General features: G+C 63.8%; 15 protein-coding genes. 12 read left to right on the top strand and 3 right to left on the bottom strand.

Annotated features, from left to right (window positions below; genetic code table 11):
* Position 1 precedes the first annotated feature (1 nt).
* Positions 2 to 835: an alpha/beta fold hydrolase gene (locus tag PV760_RS19990; RefSeq protein ID WP_354628527.1), complete on the bottom strand. Its 834-nt coding sequence runs from the start codon at positions 833 to 835 to the stop codon at positions 2 to 4.
* 96 nt (positions 836 to 931) lie between these two features.
* On the opposite strand from PV760_RS19990, the gene PV760_RS19985 reads away from it, so the two are divergent.
* A complete protein-coding gene (locus PV760_RS19985) occupies positions 932 to 1,498 on the top strand; it encodes a TetR/AcrR family transcriptional regulator (protein WP_354628526.1) in 567 nt (188 codons plus the stop codon).
* A gap of 45 nt (positions 1,499 to 1,543) precedes the next feature.
* On the opposite strand, the gene PV760_RS19980 is transcribed toward PV760_RS19985, so the two are convergent.
* On the bottom strand, positions 1,544 to 2,893 hold the full coding sequence (locus tag PV760_RS19980; protein WP_354628525.1) for an MFS transporter: 1,350 nt from the start codon (positions 2,891 to 2,893) through the stop codon (positions 1,544 to 1,546).
* 229 nt (positions 2,894 to 3,122) lie between these two features.
* Between PV760_RS19980 and PV760_RS19975 the strand changes: the two genes are divergently transcribed.
* The 6 genes from PV760_RS19975 (at position 3,123) to PV760_RS19950 (ending at position 10,158) form a co-directional block, all read left to right on the top strand.
* Positions 3,123 to 4,424: a cation:proton antiporter gene (locus PV760_RS19975; protein WP_354628524.1), complete on the top strand. Its 1,302-nt coding sequence runs from the start codon at positions 3,123 to 3,125 to the stop codon at positions 4,422 to 4,424.
* A 418-nt stretch (positions 4,425 to 4,842) separates the two neighbouring features.
* On the top strand, positions 4,843 to 6,018 hold the full coding sequence (locus PV760_RS19970) for an ice-binding family protein (RefSeq protein ID WP_354628523.1): 1,176 nt from the start codon (positions 4,843 to 4,845) through the stop codon (positions 6,016 to 6,018).
* An 88-nt stretch (positions 6,019 to 6,106) separates the two neighbouring features.
* Complete coding sequence (locus PV760_RS19965) at positions 6,107 to 6,763, top strand: class F sortase (protein WP_275777741.1); 657 nt, start codon at positions 6,107 to 6,109, stop codon at positions 6,761 to 6,763.
* 73 nt (positions 6,764 to 6,836) lie between these two features.
* Positions 6,837 to 7,970, top strand: a complete 1,134-nt coding sequence (locus tag PV760_RS19960; protein WP_079582669.1) for an App1 family protein phosphatidate phosphatase — start codon at positions 6,837 to 6,839, stop codon at positions 7,968 to 7,970.
* 126 nt (positions 7,971 to 8,096) lie between these two features.
* Positions 8,097 to 9,065: an alpha/beta hydrolase gene (locus PV760_RS19955; RefSeq protein ID WP_179128469.1), complete on the top strand. Its 969-nt coding sequence runs from the start codon at positions 8,097 to 8,099 to the stop codon at positions 9,063 to 9,065.
* A 94-nt stretch (positions 9,066 to 9,159) separates the two neighbouring features.
* Entirely contained in the window at positions 9,160 to 10,158 is a 999-nt protein-coding gene (locus tag PV760_RS19950) for a helix-turn-helix domain-containing protein (protein WP_354628522.1), read from the top strand.
* 3 nt (positions 10,159 to 10,161) lie between these two features.
* Here the strand turns inward: PV760_RS19950 and PV760_RS19945 are convergent, their stop codons facing one another.
* A complete protein-coding gene (locus PV760_RS19945; protein WP_354628521.1) occupies positions 10,162 to 11,256 on the bottom strand; it encodes a LacI family DNA-binding transcriptional regulator in 1,095 nt (364 codons plus the stop codon).
* A 188-nt stretch (positions 11,257 to 11,444) separates the two neighbouring features.
* Here PV760_RS19945 and PV760_RS19940 point away from each other — a divergent pair, with 188 nt between their 5' ends.
* The 5 genes from PV760_RS19940 to PV760_RS19920 are packed head-to-tail and all read left to right on the top strand — an operon-like array spanning position 11,445 to position 16,108.
* The gene (locus PV760_RS19940; protein WP_035734415.1) at positions 11,445 to 12,302 is read left to right on the top strand and encodes an ABC transporter substrate-binding protein; all 858 of its coding nucleotides are present in this window, start codon (positions 11,445 to 11,447) and stop codon (positions 12,300 to 12,302) included.
* A 38-nt stretch (positions 12,303 to 12,340) separates the two neighbouring features.
* Complete coding sequence (locus PV760_RS19935) at positions 12,341 to 13,129, top strand: amino acid ABC transporter permease (RefSeq protein WP_018780091.1); 789 nt, start codon at positions 12,341 to 12,343, stop codon at positions 13,127 to 13,129.
* A complete protein-coding gene (locus PV760_RS19930; RefSeq protein ID WP_018780092.1) occupies positions 13,126 to 13,914 on the top strand; it encodes an amino acid ABC transporter ATP-binding protein in 789 nt (262 codons plus the stop codon). Before PV760_RS19935 ends, PV760_RS19930 begins: the two co-directional genes overlap by 4 nt.
* Positions 13,914 to 14,957: a Gfo/Idh/MocA family protein gene (locus PV760_RS19925; protein WP_354628520.1), complete on the top strand. Its 1,044-nt coding sequence runs from the start codon at positions 13,914 to 13,916 to the stop codon at positions 14,955 to 14,957. Before PV760_RS19930 ends, PV760_RS19925 begins: the two co-directional genes overlap by 1 nt.
* Before the next feature lie 38 nt (positions 14,958 to 14,995).
* A complete protein-coding gene (locus PV760_RS19920) occupies positions 14,996 to 16,108 on the top strand; it encodes an NAD(P)/FAD-dependent oxidoreductase (RefSeq protein ID WP_354628519.1) in 1,113 nt (370 codons plus the stop codon).
* The last annotated feature ends 207 nt before the right edge of the window (positions 16,109 to 16,315 follow it).

Raw genomic sequence — 16,315 nt, 5'->3', positions numbered from 1 at the left:
TCTACTTGGCCAGGAAGCTGAGCAGGATTTCGTTGATCTCAGCGCCGTGCGTCCAGAGGAAGCCGTGCGGTGCGCCCTCGATCTCGACGTATTCCGCCGCCGGCAGACGCTTGGTGAATTCGCGGCCTGTGGCATCGATGGGCAGGATGCGGTCGCCTGTTCCGTGGACGATCAGGGACGGAACGGTGACCTTTTCGATGTCGGAGCGGAAGTCGGTCAGCCAGGTGTCCACCACGGCGAACGATGCGTACCAGGACGAGCCTGCAGCGACGTTCCAGGAGTTGCGCAGGGCTTCTTCGCTGAGCCGGTTACCGAGGAAGTTGTCGGTGTTGTAGAAGTCCTTGTAGAAGTTGGTGAACCAGGCGTAGCGGTCTTCGATGGCGGCGTTGCGGATGCCGTCGAACACGGAGGACGGGACGCCCGTTGGGTTGTCGTCGGTCTGGAGGAGGAACGGCTCGAGCGAAGCGAGGAAGACGGCCTTGGCAACGCGGGACTCGCCGTACGTGCCGATGTAGCGTCCAACTTCGCCGGTGCCCATGGAGAAACCGACCAGGACGGCGTTCTGCAGGTCGAGCGTTTCAAGGACTGTGTTGAGGTCGGCTGCGAAGGTGTCGTAGTCATAACCGGTGGTGGTCTTGCTGGACTTGCCGAACCCGCGGCGATCGTAGGTGACGACGCGGTATCCGGCGTTCAGGAGGGCAGCGGTCTGCTTTTCCCAGGAGGCGCCGTCAAGGGGGTAGCCGTGGATCAGGACAACCGGCTGACCTGAGCCGTGGTCCTCGTAGTAGAGCTCGATATCCGTGGTGTTCTCAGTTCCGACTTTGATGAAGCCCATGATTCTGTTCCCTTTCCTCGAAGTAGAGAACGATCGTTCTCTCTCTGCTTACAAATACTATAGAACGATCGTTCTCATTTCAAGTAGTATTGGGGTATGGATATTTCCGAGGTCCGGCACCGCATCGTCGCGACGGCTGACGGGCTCTACAACGCCAAAGGAATCCAGTCGGTGGGTATGGACGAGCTGCGGACCGCGGCGGGTGTCTCACTGAAAAAGCTTTACCAGGAATTTCCGTCCAAAAGCAGCATTGTCATGGCTGTTCTGGAGCGCAGGCACGAGTCCTGGACCGAGGGGCTGGATGCGATGGTGCGCAAGGCCCCGGATCCGCGGGGCAAGCTCCTGGCCATCTTTGACTACCTCGCCGGATGGTTCTGCCAGGATTCGTTCCGGGGCTGCGGCTTCATCAACAGCTTCGCGGAGCTGGGTGCTGTCAGCCCCGAAGTAGCTGACTATGCGCGGAAGCATAAGGAATCGTTCCAGGAATACGTTGCAGGCCTCGCCGCCGGGGCCGGTGCGCCGGCGTACTTGGCGCCCCAGCTTTCAATCCTCGCCGAGGGGGCGCAAACGACGGCGGCCATCGCCGGCTCGCCCGAGGCTGCGGGACAAGCGCGGCAGGCCGCCGAAGTGCTGATCGACGCTGCATTGGGCCAGGCTTCCTAGCCGGATTGCCTCCTGGTCCGGAACCTGCCGGTCCCGGCGCCGCCCTCAGCGGGCCTCAAGCTCCTCGAGTGTCTTGCCCTTGGTGTCGGAAGACCTGAGGGTGGCAATGGCTGAGATGACGCAGATGCCGAGCGTTGTCAGCCCGATGACCATGGGGATGTTGGCAGACCCCGGGGGAGCAATTGCGGTAAACAGGCTCGGGAAGAACGAGGCAATCATGAGTCCGATGTTCTGGGACACCGCGAATCCCGTGACGCGCATCCGCATCGGGAACTGCTCCTGGAAGAACGTGGCGAAGGTGGCGTTCCACATCTGGAAGAGGATGCCCTGGACGATCACAACGCAGACGAACACCAAGGGCAGGCTCCGCTGTTCGATGGCCCAAAGGTAGCCCATGGTCAGCAGCCCCCCGGTCATGCCGCCGGCCACCATCAAAGCACGCCGCCCGATCTTGTCCGAGAGTGCGCCGAACGCCGGAATGGTGAGGACGGCGGTGACATTGGCGGCCATGGTCACCCAGAGGAACTCGCTGCTGGAGAATCCGATCCCGTAGCCCTTCTGGGTGGCGAACGAAACCCCGAAGATCAGGGTTGCCATGCCGATGACGTTGGTGAAGGTCATGGCAATGCAGCGGACCAGGACCCAGGGGTGGGTGCGCAGGAGGTCGACCAATGGGAATCGGCGTTTGGCGGGGGCTGCCTCGGACTGCGCCAGGTAGGCCGGTGGCTCCTGCACCCGGCGGCGAATGACGTAACCTGCCACGATCACTACGGCGCTGAGCAGGAAGGGAAGTCGCCACCCCCAGGAGTGGAACTCTTCATCCGGCAGCAGGGCGGCCAGGGGGATCAGCACTGCTGTGGCCAGAATCGAGCCGACCTGCGTGCCTTGGAGGCTGAAGCTGGCAAAGAATCCCCGCCGGGCGTCGGGGGAATGTTCCACGATCATTGCGCTCGCACCGCCGAGTTCGCCGGCGACGGCGAAGCCCTGGATCAGGCGGAGGATCACCAGCATGACGGGGGCCAGGAGCCCGACCTGTCCGTAGGTGGGGAGGAGGCCGACGGCAAAGGTGGCGAAACCCATGAGCAGCATCGCGAAAACGAGCACCTTCTTGCGTCCGTGCCTGTCACCGTAAGCGCCCAGGACCACTGCGCCCAGGGGTCGCGAAACATATCCCACCGCGTAGGTGGCCAAGGAAGCGATGATTCCCACCGTGGGATTCTCTGTGGGGAAGAAGATCGTGGGAAACAGTAGCGTAGCTGCCAGCGAGTACAGGGCGAAGTCGTAGTACTCCAGTGCGCTGCCGATCCAGCCGCTCATGGCGGCCTTCTTCGGGTCCTTTCGGACGATGCTTTCGCTGGGTACTGGAGGGATCTCCCTACGGTGCATGACGGTCACGTCGCTGTACTCCTCTGGCGTCGTTGGCAAAGAACAAACCTCGTCTTGAATCGATTCATAATCCTACGACGTGACCTGGGTTACGTCAACGGAAGATTGGTTCCCGGATGCCGTTGGATCCATGGCGCAGGAACCTGCCGATGCGCAGCGTTGCGGGATAGCCCCGACGGGCACGGCGGGGCTAGGCTTCTTGGACGCGCCGAACGGCGCGGCAGGAAGAAGACTATTCGTGTTTGAAGCCCCCAGCATCTTGTTCCTCTCAGCAGGCTTTGCAGTGTTGGCCGCTGCCGTCCTGCCAAAACTGTTGCGACGCATGCCGCTGTCCATGCCGATGGTCTTTCTTGGCAGCGGAATCCTGGCGTTCACTCTGCTTCCGGACCTGCCGGACCCTGATCCTGTCCGCTACGGGGAGTTCGCTACCCACCTCACTGAAATCTGCGTCATCATCTCCTTGATGGGCGCAGGTCTGGCCCTCGACCGACCGTTCCGGTGGCGCGGGTGGTCAACCACTTGGCGGCTGCTTGGCATCGTTATGCCCTTGTGCATCCTGGTGATGACGCTCCTGGGAATGTGGGTGTTGGGGTTGGGGCTCGCCGCCGCCATTCTTGTTGCGGCCGCGATTGCCCCCACTGACCCGGTGCTGGCCTCCGAGGTCCAGGTGGGAAAACCTGCGGACAGTGAAGAGGATCCGGACGAGGACGAGGTGCGATTTGCCCTGACCTCGGAAGCCGGCTTGAATGACGGGCTCGCCTTCCCCTTTGTCTACCTCGCCATCCTCATCAGCCTGGTGGGAGCCGCGCCGGCTGCGTGGTCAGGGGAGTGGGTGGGTGTTGATTTGCTCTGGCGGATTGCCGCGGGGGTCCTGATCGGATTCGGCACGGGCAAGCTGTTGAGCCTGATCTTCTTCGCTGCCAAGGGAAAGAGTTTCCGCCTGTCCGAGCATTCCGAGGGCTTCGTTGCCCTGGCAGCCACGTTCCTGGCCTACGGCGCCACGGAGCTGGTGGCCGGATACGGCTTCATCGCAGTCTTCATCTGCGCCCTGACCATCCGTTCCGCCGAGCATAACCACGCCTACCACCAGGTCCTGCACAGCTATGTAGAGCAGTTGGAGCGGCTGATGACCGTGGTGATCCTGGTCCTCCTTGGCGGCGCTATTGCACGTGGTCTTTTGGAAGGCATTGGTTGGCCTGAAGTGCTGGTAGCCCTGGCGTTCCTCTTGGTGGTCCGGCCCGTGGCCGGCTGGATAGGGCTGATGCGTGGAAAGACCGGCCCCCGCGAACGCCTGGCCATTTCGTACTTTGGAATTCGAGGGATCGGCTCCCTCTTTTACATTGCCTTTGCGATCAGCCACGGACATTTCGACGACGAGGCCCACAGTCTGTGGGCAATGGTCGGATTGGTGGTGGCGCTGTCCATCGTGGTCCACGGGGCTACCACCGCGCCGTTGATGAATCGGCTGGATAGACTTCGCGTTGCGCAAGCGCGCAAGCAGCACGGTGACGAGGGCCGGGCTCCTACAACGCCTGTTTAGGGGCGGCTGTCCGCGTCCCGGTTGCCGCCGTCGCCGTATTTCATAAATATTTTGGAGTAATTAATCCGCGCTGGAAAGCCATCCCTAAACGCCGATAGTCAGCACCCTGATGGTTTGAGCAGGGACGATACCCAAAACGGCCGGATGGAGGGGTCGACGGGGCGCTCCCGCACCGGCTTATCGCTCCATCGCCGGCCCTAGGCACACCGCGATCGCGGGCGTACAGTCCGCTGTATAGCTCCCCCGCATCCTGTTGGGCAGTTGCTTTGGGGCGGTCGCCCCGCTGGGGGAAGGAACTGCCATGCACCATAGCTCCGCGCGAAATAATCCAGGGATACATTCAGCGGGATCGAGCCGCCGGCGCACGTCGGTAACAGTGGGGGCCGCCTCCGGAGTTCTTCTCCTTGCCGGTGCCATCATGCTCCAACAATCACCTGCATTTGCGGCGACGCCGGTAAACCTGGGTACTGCGGGGTCGTACTCGGTCCTTGCCGCCACCACGGTGACCAACACCGGCCCCACCACCCTCCAAGGAGACCTGGGCCTGAGCCCCGGCACCGCCATTACCGGCTTTCCGCCCGGCACCGCTGCTGGCACAATCCACGCGGCCGACGCGGTGGCTTTGCAAGCACAGTCGGATCTGACCACCGCCTACAACAATGCGGCAGGGCAAGCGTTGACGGCGAGCGTATCGGGCGACCTGGTTGGCCAGACTTTGACGGAAGGTGTCTACAAGTCAACATCGTCGCTGGCGCTCAGCGGTCAGCTGACCCTGGATGGCCAGGGTAATCCGGCGTCTGTGTTCGTGTTCCAGGTGGCGTCCACGCTGATTACTGCGTCCGCCAGCAGCATCATCTTCACCAACGGCGCCCAAGCCTGCAACGTGTTCTGGCAGGTCGGCAGCTCGGCAACCCTGGGCACTGCCTCAAGCTTCAAAGGCACCGTACTTGCGCTGACGTCGATTACAGCCCAGACCAACGCAGTGGTGGAGGGGCGGCTCCTGGCGCGTAATGGTCAGGTTTCCCTGGACACCAACGTGGTAACCGCACCCGCTTGCGTCACGACCCCCACCACCTCCGCGCCACCTGCAACAGCGACGGCGACGGCGACTGCGACGCCGACCGCGACAGTGACAGAGACGGCGACTGCAACTGCGACTGCGACGGCGACTGCAACTGCGACTGCGACTGCGACTGCGACGCCGACCGCGACGGAGACAGCGACTGCGACGGCGACTGCGACGGCGACTGCGACGGCGACTGCGACACCGACCGCGACGGAGACGGTGACAGAGACGGCGACTGCGACGCCGACCGCGACGGCGACTGCGACGCCGACCGCGACGGAGACGGCGACCGCGACCCCGACTGCCACTTCCACTGACGGCGCCACTCCGGTCCAGTCCGCACCCTTGGCTGGGACGGGTAGGAATCAGGGCACCAACGTGGACACTGCAGCAAGGGTTTCCAACACGGAGCCCATAAGCCGCACGGCCGTGCTCGGCACGATCTTGGTGGCCCTGGGCGGTGCAGGAATTCTGACCTTGGGCATCCGCTTCCTGACCGCTATTCGCAGGGAAAACCAGCAGGACTAGCAGCTTGCGTCGAGGATCTGTACAGCGAGGCAGGCACCGCCGTTCGCCGGGGCGTTGGAAACAACGGCGAACGGCGGTCATCGCCTCCATGGCTGTAGTGCTGTTGGCGGCGTTGCTTCCGGGGTGGTCAACGCAGGCCGCCACTGATTCCGGGCCAACGGTCGCGGCAGGTGAACCATCCAAGGCAATCAGCGCTATACAGCCGTTCACTTCGAGCAGCGCTTCTGCGGCACCCTCCACGGCACCTGCTGCTGCACCCGCGCCGCAGCCAGCGCCCAGCGAGGCAGCCGCAGCGGCGACCGGTTCGCCACCCTTGCACATAACGTACGCGAAGGTCGGGATGGACCAGGCGATCGTGCCCCTTGCCCCGACGGAGGCCGAACGGGAACTGGGTTCCATCGTCCCGCCGTACACACACGATGCGTATTGGCTCGACCCATACGGCATGCCGGGTGCGGGATCAACCAACACCACGTACCTGGTGGGACATAGCTGGGAGGGACAGGCCTCTCCCTTCAACAACATCAGCACCCTCGCGCAGGCGGGTGACCGCATCACCGTCACAACCGCGGAGGGGCTGCTGGAGTTCAGGGTCGACTCGGTGGCAACGGAGTACAAGGACACCCTGCGGGACAGTGAGATCTGGGACAGGGTGCCGGGGCGTCTCATTCTCATCACTTGCTACGCGGCTGATCTGTGGGGGAAAAACATCGTCGTGCTGGCGAGCCCGGAGCGCGTGCCGTAGCGGATTGTTGCGTAATGCGTGCGGGCTGGAGGGAAGCGGTGCCGCAGCGAGCAGGCCGTGGAAGACTGGACACATGTCTTCCCGTCCCGTGAAACCGCGCCCCCAGCCCGACGTCGTTGAAACTGACGGTCCCAAGCCTGCGGGCAAGGGGCGCCGCCACCTGGCCATGAGGCTCGACGACGCGTGGCTGGGTTTCCAGACCCGCCTTGCCATCCGGCGTGGCCGGGTGGAGACCGTGATTCCGTATACGGGCTACGGCTCGACGACTTGGGTCCGGGTGCTGGCCCGCGTGGTGCGAAGTGATCCGCGCGACGCTGCAGGTCACGCAAAGCCCTTGCAGGAAAGCATGCGCGGCTGGCGGAACTTCACGAGTGCTCCTGTAGCCAACGCCGCGGTAAAGGTGACTGTGGCCGGTTCCGTCCATGACGTCGTCGCAGACCGCGGCGGTGTGGTTGACGTGCGCATCCCGGTGACCCTGACAGCTGGTTGGCACACCATCACGCTGCAGTCGGGGGAGTCCCACGTCGTGGAGGCTCCCGTGCGGATTGTTGCGGACGACACGGACTTCGGAGTCGTCTCGGACATCGACGACACGGTCATGGTCACCGCGCTGCCCCGGCCTTTCCTGGCCGCCTGGAACACGTTCGTGCTCAACGAACATGCCCGGACTCCCACTCCGGGCATGGCGGTGCTGTATGAACGGATCGCCAGGACTGCCCCGTCGGCGCCGGTACTGTATCTCTCCACCGGGGCCTGGAACGTTGCCCCGACGCTGTCGCGTTTCCTTTCCCGCAATCTGTACCCGGCTGGTCCCAAGCTGCTGACCGACTGGGGCCCAACGCCGGATCGCTGGTTCCGCAGCGGCCAGGAACACAAACGGACCTCGCTGGAACGCCTCGCGGAGGAGTTCCCCCACGTCAAATGGCTCCTGGTTGGTGACGACGGACAACATGACGAAGCCATTTACTCCGAGTTCGCCCAGCGGCACCCGGAGAATGTCCGAGCCATTGCAATCCGCCAACTCTCGGCCGGCGAAGCGGTCCTCGCAGGCGGTCGGTCGAAGACGGGCGGTCAACCCACACCGGGGGTTCCTTGGATCTATGCCCCGGACGGTGCAGGCATGTCGGCCCGGCTCGAGGAGTTGGGCATTATCCGGAGCGACGTCCGTTCCGCCGACGATCCCGAAGAAGGCGACATCCAGGCCTAGCCCTGGCCCGCCACGCGGCGGTCAGGGCCCGCTCTTTTGCGGACAGCTGGCGGTTAGCGCAGCACGCAGGGACGCCTAGGCTTGCATCAGGTCACGACGAGGTGGCCGGAATTGATGGAGGTCGAGATGACAACTTTACGGAAAGTGCCGCCATTTGATGCCGAACTAGGGGCTACCCTCGGGGCGCTAGGCGACCTGATTGCTCCCACCCTGACCCCGGACATGATTGAAGGAATGCGGGAGTCGTTCGTTGTGGCTCCCGTCGAAGATCTCTTGTCGGGACGCCCCGTAACGCACTTTGAGCGGACCATTCCGGGCCCGTTGGGTGCTCCCGACCTCACAGTGTCTGTTTTCCAGCGAACTGACCACGCCCCTGGAGGGCCCGGTATCTATCACATCCATGGTGGCGGCATGGTCATGGGTGACCGGTTTCTTGGAGCGGACTCCCTGATTGACTGGGTGGAGCAACTGGACGCGGTGGCTGTCTCGGTGGAGTACCGCCTGGCCCCCGAAAACCCTGATCCGGCACCCGTAGAGGACTGCTATGCGGGCCTGGAGTGGATGGCGGCGAACGCAGAAGAGCTGGGTGTGGATCCCGAGCGGCTGGTCGTCGCGGGTGCCAGCGCGGGAGGAGGACTGGCTGCAGGCGTGGCACTGATGTCACGCGACCGTGGCGGCCCCGCCCTGGCAGGGCAGCTGCTGATCTACCCCATGTTGGACGACCGCAACGAGAGCCTGTCCAGCCACCAGTTCGACGGCATCGGCGTCTGGGACCGGACCAGCAACGACACCGGCTGGGATGCCCTCCTGGGGGACCGCCGCAAAACCAGTCAGGTATCCATATATGCGGCGCCTGCCCGCGCAGCCGATCTTTCGAACCTGCCGCCCGCCTTCATTGACGTTGCCTCCGCCGAAGTGTTCCGGGATGAGGACGTGGCCTACGCGTCGACCATCTGGGCCTGCGGAGGGGATGCGGAACTGCACGTCTGGCCCGGCGGCTTCCACGGTTTCGATATTTTCTTCCCCCAGGCAGCGCTTTCGGTCCTGGCCCGGGAAGCCAGGACCAGGTGGCTCCGACGCATATTGGGCACCTGATGGACCTGTCCCGCCGCCGCAGTTTGTTGCCGCAGCGGCAGGACTGGAGCACCATTGAGTTCCCGGAGATTGACGATGTGGTGGGCGGTAGGAAATGCAAGGACTGGTGTGGCGCCTCAAGGCGCTCGACCCTGAGGCTTCGGAAAGCCTCAAAGTCATTACGTATTTCGATGCCCTGGTCAACAGCCGGGCCAATGCGGGAATGCTCATCCACGGAGCGGCGGCGCTCTGCGGGTGCCCCGTTGGCTATGCCATGGACGGCAGGAGCGTCTGCGTGGATGCCTCGGGCGGGAAGATCTCCGGGCAGCAGGGCGACTGGCCATCGAGGCCGTTCGGTGTCGACGGGAAAGCCTGGATCCAGCGCACCGGCCCGGCGTACGCCAATGATGAGCTCATCCTGGAACGGCTCGCCATCGCTCTTGGGATCTTCTGGGACCGCAGGAGCCCTGTGGCTGCAACACGGCGGGCAATGGATACCCTCTTGGACGCTGACGCTTCCGACGACAAGCGCATGGAGGCGGCGCAACTCCTCCATCTGAACCGCGACGCCTTGTACCGGGTCCATGCAACGCCCAGAGCTGCCCAGGGATCAGGTCCCACGGCTTTGCTGCACACCCCGTTCGGGGCCATCAAGGCGGCAATACGCCCGGTCGGTGCAATGGTTGAACAGCACGCCCCGGCAGGAATCGGCCTTCCCAAACCTCCCCGCGAGCTTTACCTCTCGTGGGAAACGGCGTTGCTGGCTCTCCGGCTCACCAGCCCGCGCCATCAGATCCAGGACGCCGGCGAGCTCGGCGGCTTGGTAGTCCTGGCAGGGGTGGCCACTGACACAACATGGGAACCGCCTGACCTGACGGCCTTGAAGCGGTTGATCGAGGCTCAGCCCAAGGCGTATTCCCTGCTCGAGGCCATAGCGGAGGCAGGCAGCCTCCGTGCTGTGGCAGGGCAGCTCAATCTGCACCATTCGAGCGTTCAGCACAGGGCGGCGGAGTTTTCGACTGCACTGGGCTTTGACATTCGAACGCCCCAAGGCCGCGTACGCCTTACCCTTGCGTTGGCATTGTTCCTGCTTGCCACCAATACCTTTGATTGAGCCTCAGTTGCCTGCCTTGCTGAGGGCATCGGCGTTCCTGGGCGCCCCCACGGAGCCGCGCTGAATCAAGCTCGCCGCCAGTTCGGGGGCAGGGGAAACTGATTTCCTGCCCTCGATCTGCCGGATCAGGGCTGACGCCGCCGCCATGCCCATGTCGTAGACGGGTTGCGCGATGACCGTGAGCGGGGGAGTGGTGAGCCGGGTCCACGCGAAATCGTCGTACATCAGGAACGAGACATCTTCCGGGATGGCGAGGCCGAGGTTCTGCACCGCTTCCACCACGCTCAACGCGATAAGGCCGTCCGAGGCGATGATGGCCGTAGCGGGATCCGGGCCGTGGAGCAGCTCGCGGGTAATGCGCATGATGGAGTCGGCGTCGCCGGCGTTGAGGCGGACAAGATCGGTGGGCTGCGGGAGGCCCGCTTCGTCGAAGGCCCTGTGTATTCCGTCCAGACGGTCTGAAATTTGTGAGGAGTCCAGCTTCATCCCGGCAACGTACGGGGCATTGGTCCGGACCGTGGAGACGAAGGCGATCCGTCGGTGTCCGGCCGCGATGAGGTGCTTGGTGGACTCGTAGGAGATGCCTCCCATGTCCACCGCGAACGTCTCGGCATCCAGCCCTTCGGCGGCACGGTCCAGCAGGACCAGCGGACGCCCGGACTCACGGACCTGCCGCAGGTGTGCGGTTTCCACCGAGGAAGCCGGAGCAACAATGAGTCCATCAACCCGTTTGTCCAGCAGCACCCGGACGGCATCCACTTCCGCGGCCTGTTCCTCGTCGGTGTTGATGAGGATGACGTTGTAGCCGCTCTTCTTGGCGGCGTCCGTGATGCCCCTGGTAGCGAGCCCGAAGTGCGGGTTTTCAATATCGCCTACCACTACCCCGATGGTGTTGGATTTGCCGGTGTTCATGCTGCGGGCGAGCTCGTTGGGGCGATACTCAAGTTCCTCGGCCGCGGCGAGGACGCGTTCACGGACGTCGTCGCTGACGGCGCCGTAATTGCCGAGCGCCCGCGCCGCCTGGGCTTTGGACACTTGCGCAGCTTTGGCGACGTCGGCAACCGTCACGTCCCGCCGTCGGGATCCGTCAGTGCTCATGTTCACCTTTCCGAAAGGGTGTTGACGCGGCTTTGTGAGTTCCGCTACATTTCAATCAATCGATGTGAGTCCGGTCTCAATCCTAGGGACTGAGACCGGACTCAGCAAGACCCGACATCGAGCAATATCTCCAGCGGCTCCTGACAGCACCGCTTTCCCTCCCACGATTGGACAACGCTGTGATCAAAATGAACTTCCGCCCGGCAGCGCTCGCAGCCACAGCCTTGGCGGCCATCCTCGCCCTTTCCGGCTGTGGTGGATCCTCAGCCGGCAGCTCACCGTCAGCCGACAACCCCTATGGACTCATCCAGCCCGGCACCATCCGCGTTGCAAGCCTTGGCGACTCCAAGCCGTACACCTTCACCGATGGCACCGGGAACTTCACAGGGTTCGACGTTGAACTCTTCAAGGACGTGGCCCACCGGGCAGGCGTGGACAATGTCGTCTTCACCGGCCAAGACTTCTCCGGGCTCCTGGCAGCGGTATCCAACGGCCAGTTCGACGTCGGCGTGGCCGCTATCGGAATCACCGACAAGCGCAAAGAAACCGTGGACTTTTCCGACGGATACCTGGCCGGTTACCTGACGGTCATCACCACCAAAACCTCTGGCATCAAGGATGTGGACGGGCTGAACGGCAAGCGCCTGGGCGTGGTCCAGGGCACCCTCCAGGAAGCCTATGCGGTGAAGAACTTCACCTCCGCCCAGCTTGTGAAGTTCCCTGACAACAACACGGCCATAGCCGCCGTCAACAGCGGGTCCGTGGACGCACACTTCCTCGATTACGAGGCCGCCAAGGCTTACCAGGAGCAGTTCGGCCTGGTCAGTGCCGCCGACATCCCCTCCTTCGACGCCCCGGCAGGATTCGCGATCGCCAAGGACAAGCCCGCCTTCAAGGAGGCACTGAACAAGGGCCTCGCCGCCGCGATGGAGGACGGCACCTGGAAGAAGCTCTACCAGAAGTGGTTCCCGGGCTCACCGATGCCCGAGCAGTACCTCCCCAAGGCCGAGCAGACCTCCAGCCCTTCCCCCACGGCCGCCAAGTAAGCCGTTCCGCCCAACCAACCAACGTCTGAGAGCACTCAATGGATTGGCTCAATACCATCAGCCGCACGTTCTTCGACTTTGACGCCATGGTCGAAGTGCTGCCCCAACTCCTCGGAGTTGGCCTCCTCAACACCCTCATCATTTCCATCGCAGCAACCATCCTCGGCGTAGTGATGGGGATGGTGGTGGCGGTCATGGGCATTTCGCGCTCCAAGTGGCTGCGGATCCCGGCAAGGATCTACACGGACCTGTTCCGCGGGCTTCCCGCCATCCTCACCATCCTGCTGATCGGCCAAGGATTTGCCCGGTTGAGCCAGTCGGTCTTCGGTCCTTCTCCCTACCCCTTGGGAATCATTGCGCTGAGCCTCATCGCCAGTGCCTACATCGGAGAGATCTTCCGTGCAGGGATCCTCAGTGTGGACAAAGGCCAAGGAGAGGCGTGCCGCGCACTGGGAATGAGCTACACCAAATCCATGGCGCTGGTAGTGGTGCCGCAAGGCGTTCGCCGGGTACTCCCGGCCTTGGTGAACCAGTTCATCGCCATCGTCAAGGATTCCTCCTTGGTCTACTTCCTGGGCCTCCTTGTCAGCGAGCGGGAACTGTTCCGGGTGGGCCAGGACGCGGCGGTGCTCTCCGGCAACCTCTCGCCGTTGGTCATGGCGGGCATTTTCTACCTGATCATCACCGTTCCCCTGACCCACCTCGTCAACTACTTCGACAACAAGTTCCGCACCGGCCGCCGTCGTCCCACGGCACCCACCAGCGGGCTGAAGGAAGTCAAGGAACTCGACGCGGCCTCGCCGCTCATCACCGGGAGCAACACGTGAACCTCACCAGCAGCAGTGCAACCAGCACCAACAAGACCAGCCAGGACATCGAAAAGTTCCACGGATCCAGCCTGGAACTGCAGAACCTGACCATGGCCTACGGGGACGTGGAAGTACTCCGCAACGTCAGCCTCACCGTGGCCCCGGGCACCACCACCTGCATCATCGGTCCATCCGGCTCCGGCAAGTCCACGCTCCTGCGCGGCGTCAACCGCCTGCACGAACCCAAAAGCGGCGACGTGCTCCTGGCCGGCGAAAGTGCCCTCAAGGTGAAGCCTGACATCCTGAGGGCCCGCATCGGCATGGTGTTCCAGCACTTCAACCTCTTCCCGGATCACACGGCCCTGGAGAACGTCGCACTCGCACTCTGGAGCGTCAAGGGCATGTCCAAGGCCGAGGCAAGGGAGCGCGCCCGGCGCCGACTCGCCGAGGTCGGTCTCGCCGAACGCGCCGACCACCGGCCCCGGGACCTTTCCGGAGGGCAGCAGCAGCGCGTCGCCATCGCACGGGCACTGGCCATGGAACCGGAGGTCATGCTCTTCGACGAAGCCACCAGTGCGCTGGATCCGGAACTCGTCAAGGGCGTCCTGAACCTCATGGCCGGGCTGGGCCGGCGTGGCATGACCATGCTGGTGGTCACCCACGAGATGGGCTTCGCCCGTAAAGTCGCCGACCAAGTGGTGTTCATGGACGAAGGCGAGGTAGTGGAGATCGGCACACCCACCGAGCTCTTCGACAACCCGCGCAGCGAACGCCTGCAGCGGTTCCTCTCGGAAGTCCTGTGATGGGCGGGGTAACAGCGGCACCCATCAGGACCGCCGTCGTCGGATTCGGTGTTTCCGGCAAGGTCTTCCACACACCGCTCATCGAAGCGGACCCGAACTATTCGCTGGACGTGATTGTGACGGCGGACCCGGAACGGGCCGCCGAGGCCGCTCGCCTCTACCCTCAAGCCAGGATCGTGCCCACACCGGAGGACATGTTCAACCGCGCCGCCGAGCTGGACCTGGTGGTGCTGGGAACCCCGCCGCTGACGCACCTGGAACTCGGGGCAACGGCGATCGCCCATGGCTTGAACGTGGTGGTGGACAAACCTTTCGTGTCCACGGTTGCGCACGGCGAGGAGCTGCTGGCCCGCGCGTCCGACGCCGGTGTGCAGCTTACGGTCTTCCAGAACCGCCGGTGGGACGCTGACTTCCTTACGCTCCGGAAGCTTGTGCGGGACGGCGGGCTTGGCGAAGTGCGCACCTTCGAATCCCGGTTCGAGTGGTGGCGGCCCGAAGGTTTCGGCAACTGGCGCGATTCGGCAACGCTGGCCGAAGGCGGCGGGATCCTCCACGACCTCGGGGCGCATTTGATAGACCAGGCGATCCAGCTTTTCGGGCCGGTTGCGGAGAGCTACGGCGAGGTCGCCAACCACGGGCCGCATCCTGAGGCTGCGGACACCGAGGCTTTCGTCTCCCTGCTCCACGAATCCGGCGTCCGCTCGCGGCTGTGGATGAACGGCATGGCAGCGCAAGTGGGTCCGCGATTCCATGTGCTGGGCTCCAAGGCGGGCTACACCAAATGGGGACTCGACGGCCAGGAACCCGCGCTCGCGGCGGGCGTCACGTCGTCGGACCCGTCCTACGGTGTGGAGTCCCAGGAGTCTTGGGGCGTTCTGGGAATCGACGGTTCGGCAACGCCTGTCCCCGCGGAAAAGGGCGACTACCCCCGGTTCTACAGGGAACTCGCCGCCTCGCTCCGGGGCCAGGGCCAGCTGCCCGTGCAAGCTGCAGAAGCGCTGGAAACCCTCAGGATCATCGAAAACATTCACGCCTACGCATAACGGCGTTTCACCGCATCAACACATAGAAAGGGAGAACCATGTCCTCCACCAAGCACGTTGCCGTTATCGGAGGCGGCATCCTGGGCGTCTCCACCGCAGTCCACCTGCTCCGCCAGGGCGCCTCTGTGACCCTCCTGAGCGAGCAGGGCCTCGCCAGCGAAGCTACGGGCCGTTCTCTGTCCTGGCTCAACTCGGCCGGTGAACGCTCCACGCCCTACCACCAGCTTCGCGTAGCCGGGGTGGACCGGTACCGCACGCTCTTTGCTACCGATCCCAGCCGCGAGTGGTTGCAATTCGGGGGAGGGCTCATGTGGAACGCTGCCGGGCAGGGCGAAGTCACGGAGGCCCGGCACGCTTACGAAAAGTCCATCGCCTACGACTCCAAACTGCTGGCTCCGGATGAGATCGAGTCGGTCACCCCGGGTATTGATGAACGCGCTGTTCCCGAAAACGCCATTTTCAACCCGGGCGAAGGCTGGGTCAGCCTCCCGGACCTGGTGAACTTCCTGATGGAAGACTTCCACGCCTTGGGCGGCAACCTCGTTCTGAACGCTGGAAAAGTCTCGGTGACGGTCGACGGCGGCCGGGCCGCCGGCGTCGAAACCGCGGCAGGCGATACGTACGCCGCGGACGCCGTCCTGGTTGCCTGCGGTGCCGCCACACCCGCCGTCGTCAAGGCTCTGGGCGTCGACATTCCCAACGGTTCCCCGGTGTCCATGCTTGTGGTGACCAAGCCGGTGGAGCACAATGTCACCGCTGTGATGAACACGCCGCGGGCCGCTGTGCGCCCCAACCCGGGAAATACGTTCGCGCTGGATCACGACTGGTACGAGGAGCGCATCACCGAGCACGCCGACGGTTCATTCACCATCCCCGATGAGGTGGTCCAGGAGCTGGCCGACGAGTCTTCCAAACTCATTGCCGGCAACCCGGAACTGAAGCCGGCGTCGTGGAAAATCGGCTACAAGCCCATTCCGGGGGACGGCGAGCCCGTGTTCGGCGAACTGGGCCAGGTGCCGGGCTGCTTCGTTGCCTTCACACACTCCGGTGCGACGTTGGGGCTCATTGCCGGTGAATTGCTCTCCGGAGAAATCCTGACCGGCGAGAAGCACCCGATGCTCGCGACGTTCCGTCCAGGGCGATTCTCGTAGCACTTCCCTCGAGCTCTGAACAGGCCAACGGCCCCGATACGCCATCTGCATAAGCGTGTCGGGGCCGTTGGAGTTTCAGGGCTCGCCGGGCCTGATCGGGCTGGGGGGAAAGGAAACCGATCAGGCCCGGCGGGGTTTGGGGTGGTTTATTTGGTGGTTTCGGTGCGTTGGGTGCCGGTGAAGGCGAAGGCGATGGTGGAGGTGGCG

Origin of the sequence: Paenarthrobacter sp. CC6 (assembly GCF_040560085.1) — a bacterium.
GTDB classification, from domain to species: domain Bacteria; phylum Actinomycetota; class Actinomycetes; order Actinomycetales; family Micrococcaceae; genus Arthrobacter; species Arthrobacter nicotinovorans.
This window is presented reverse-complemented; position numbering and strand designations above follow the sequence as displayed.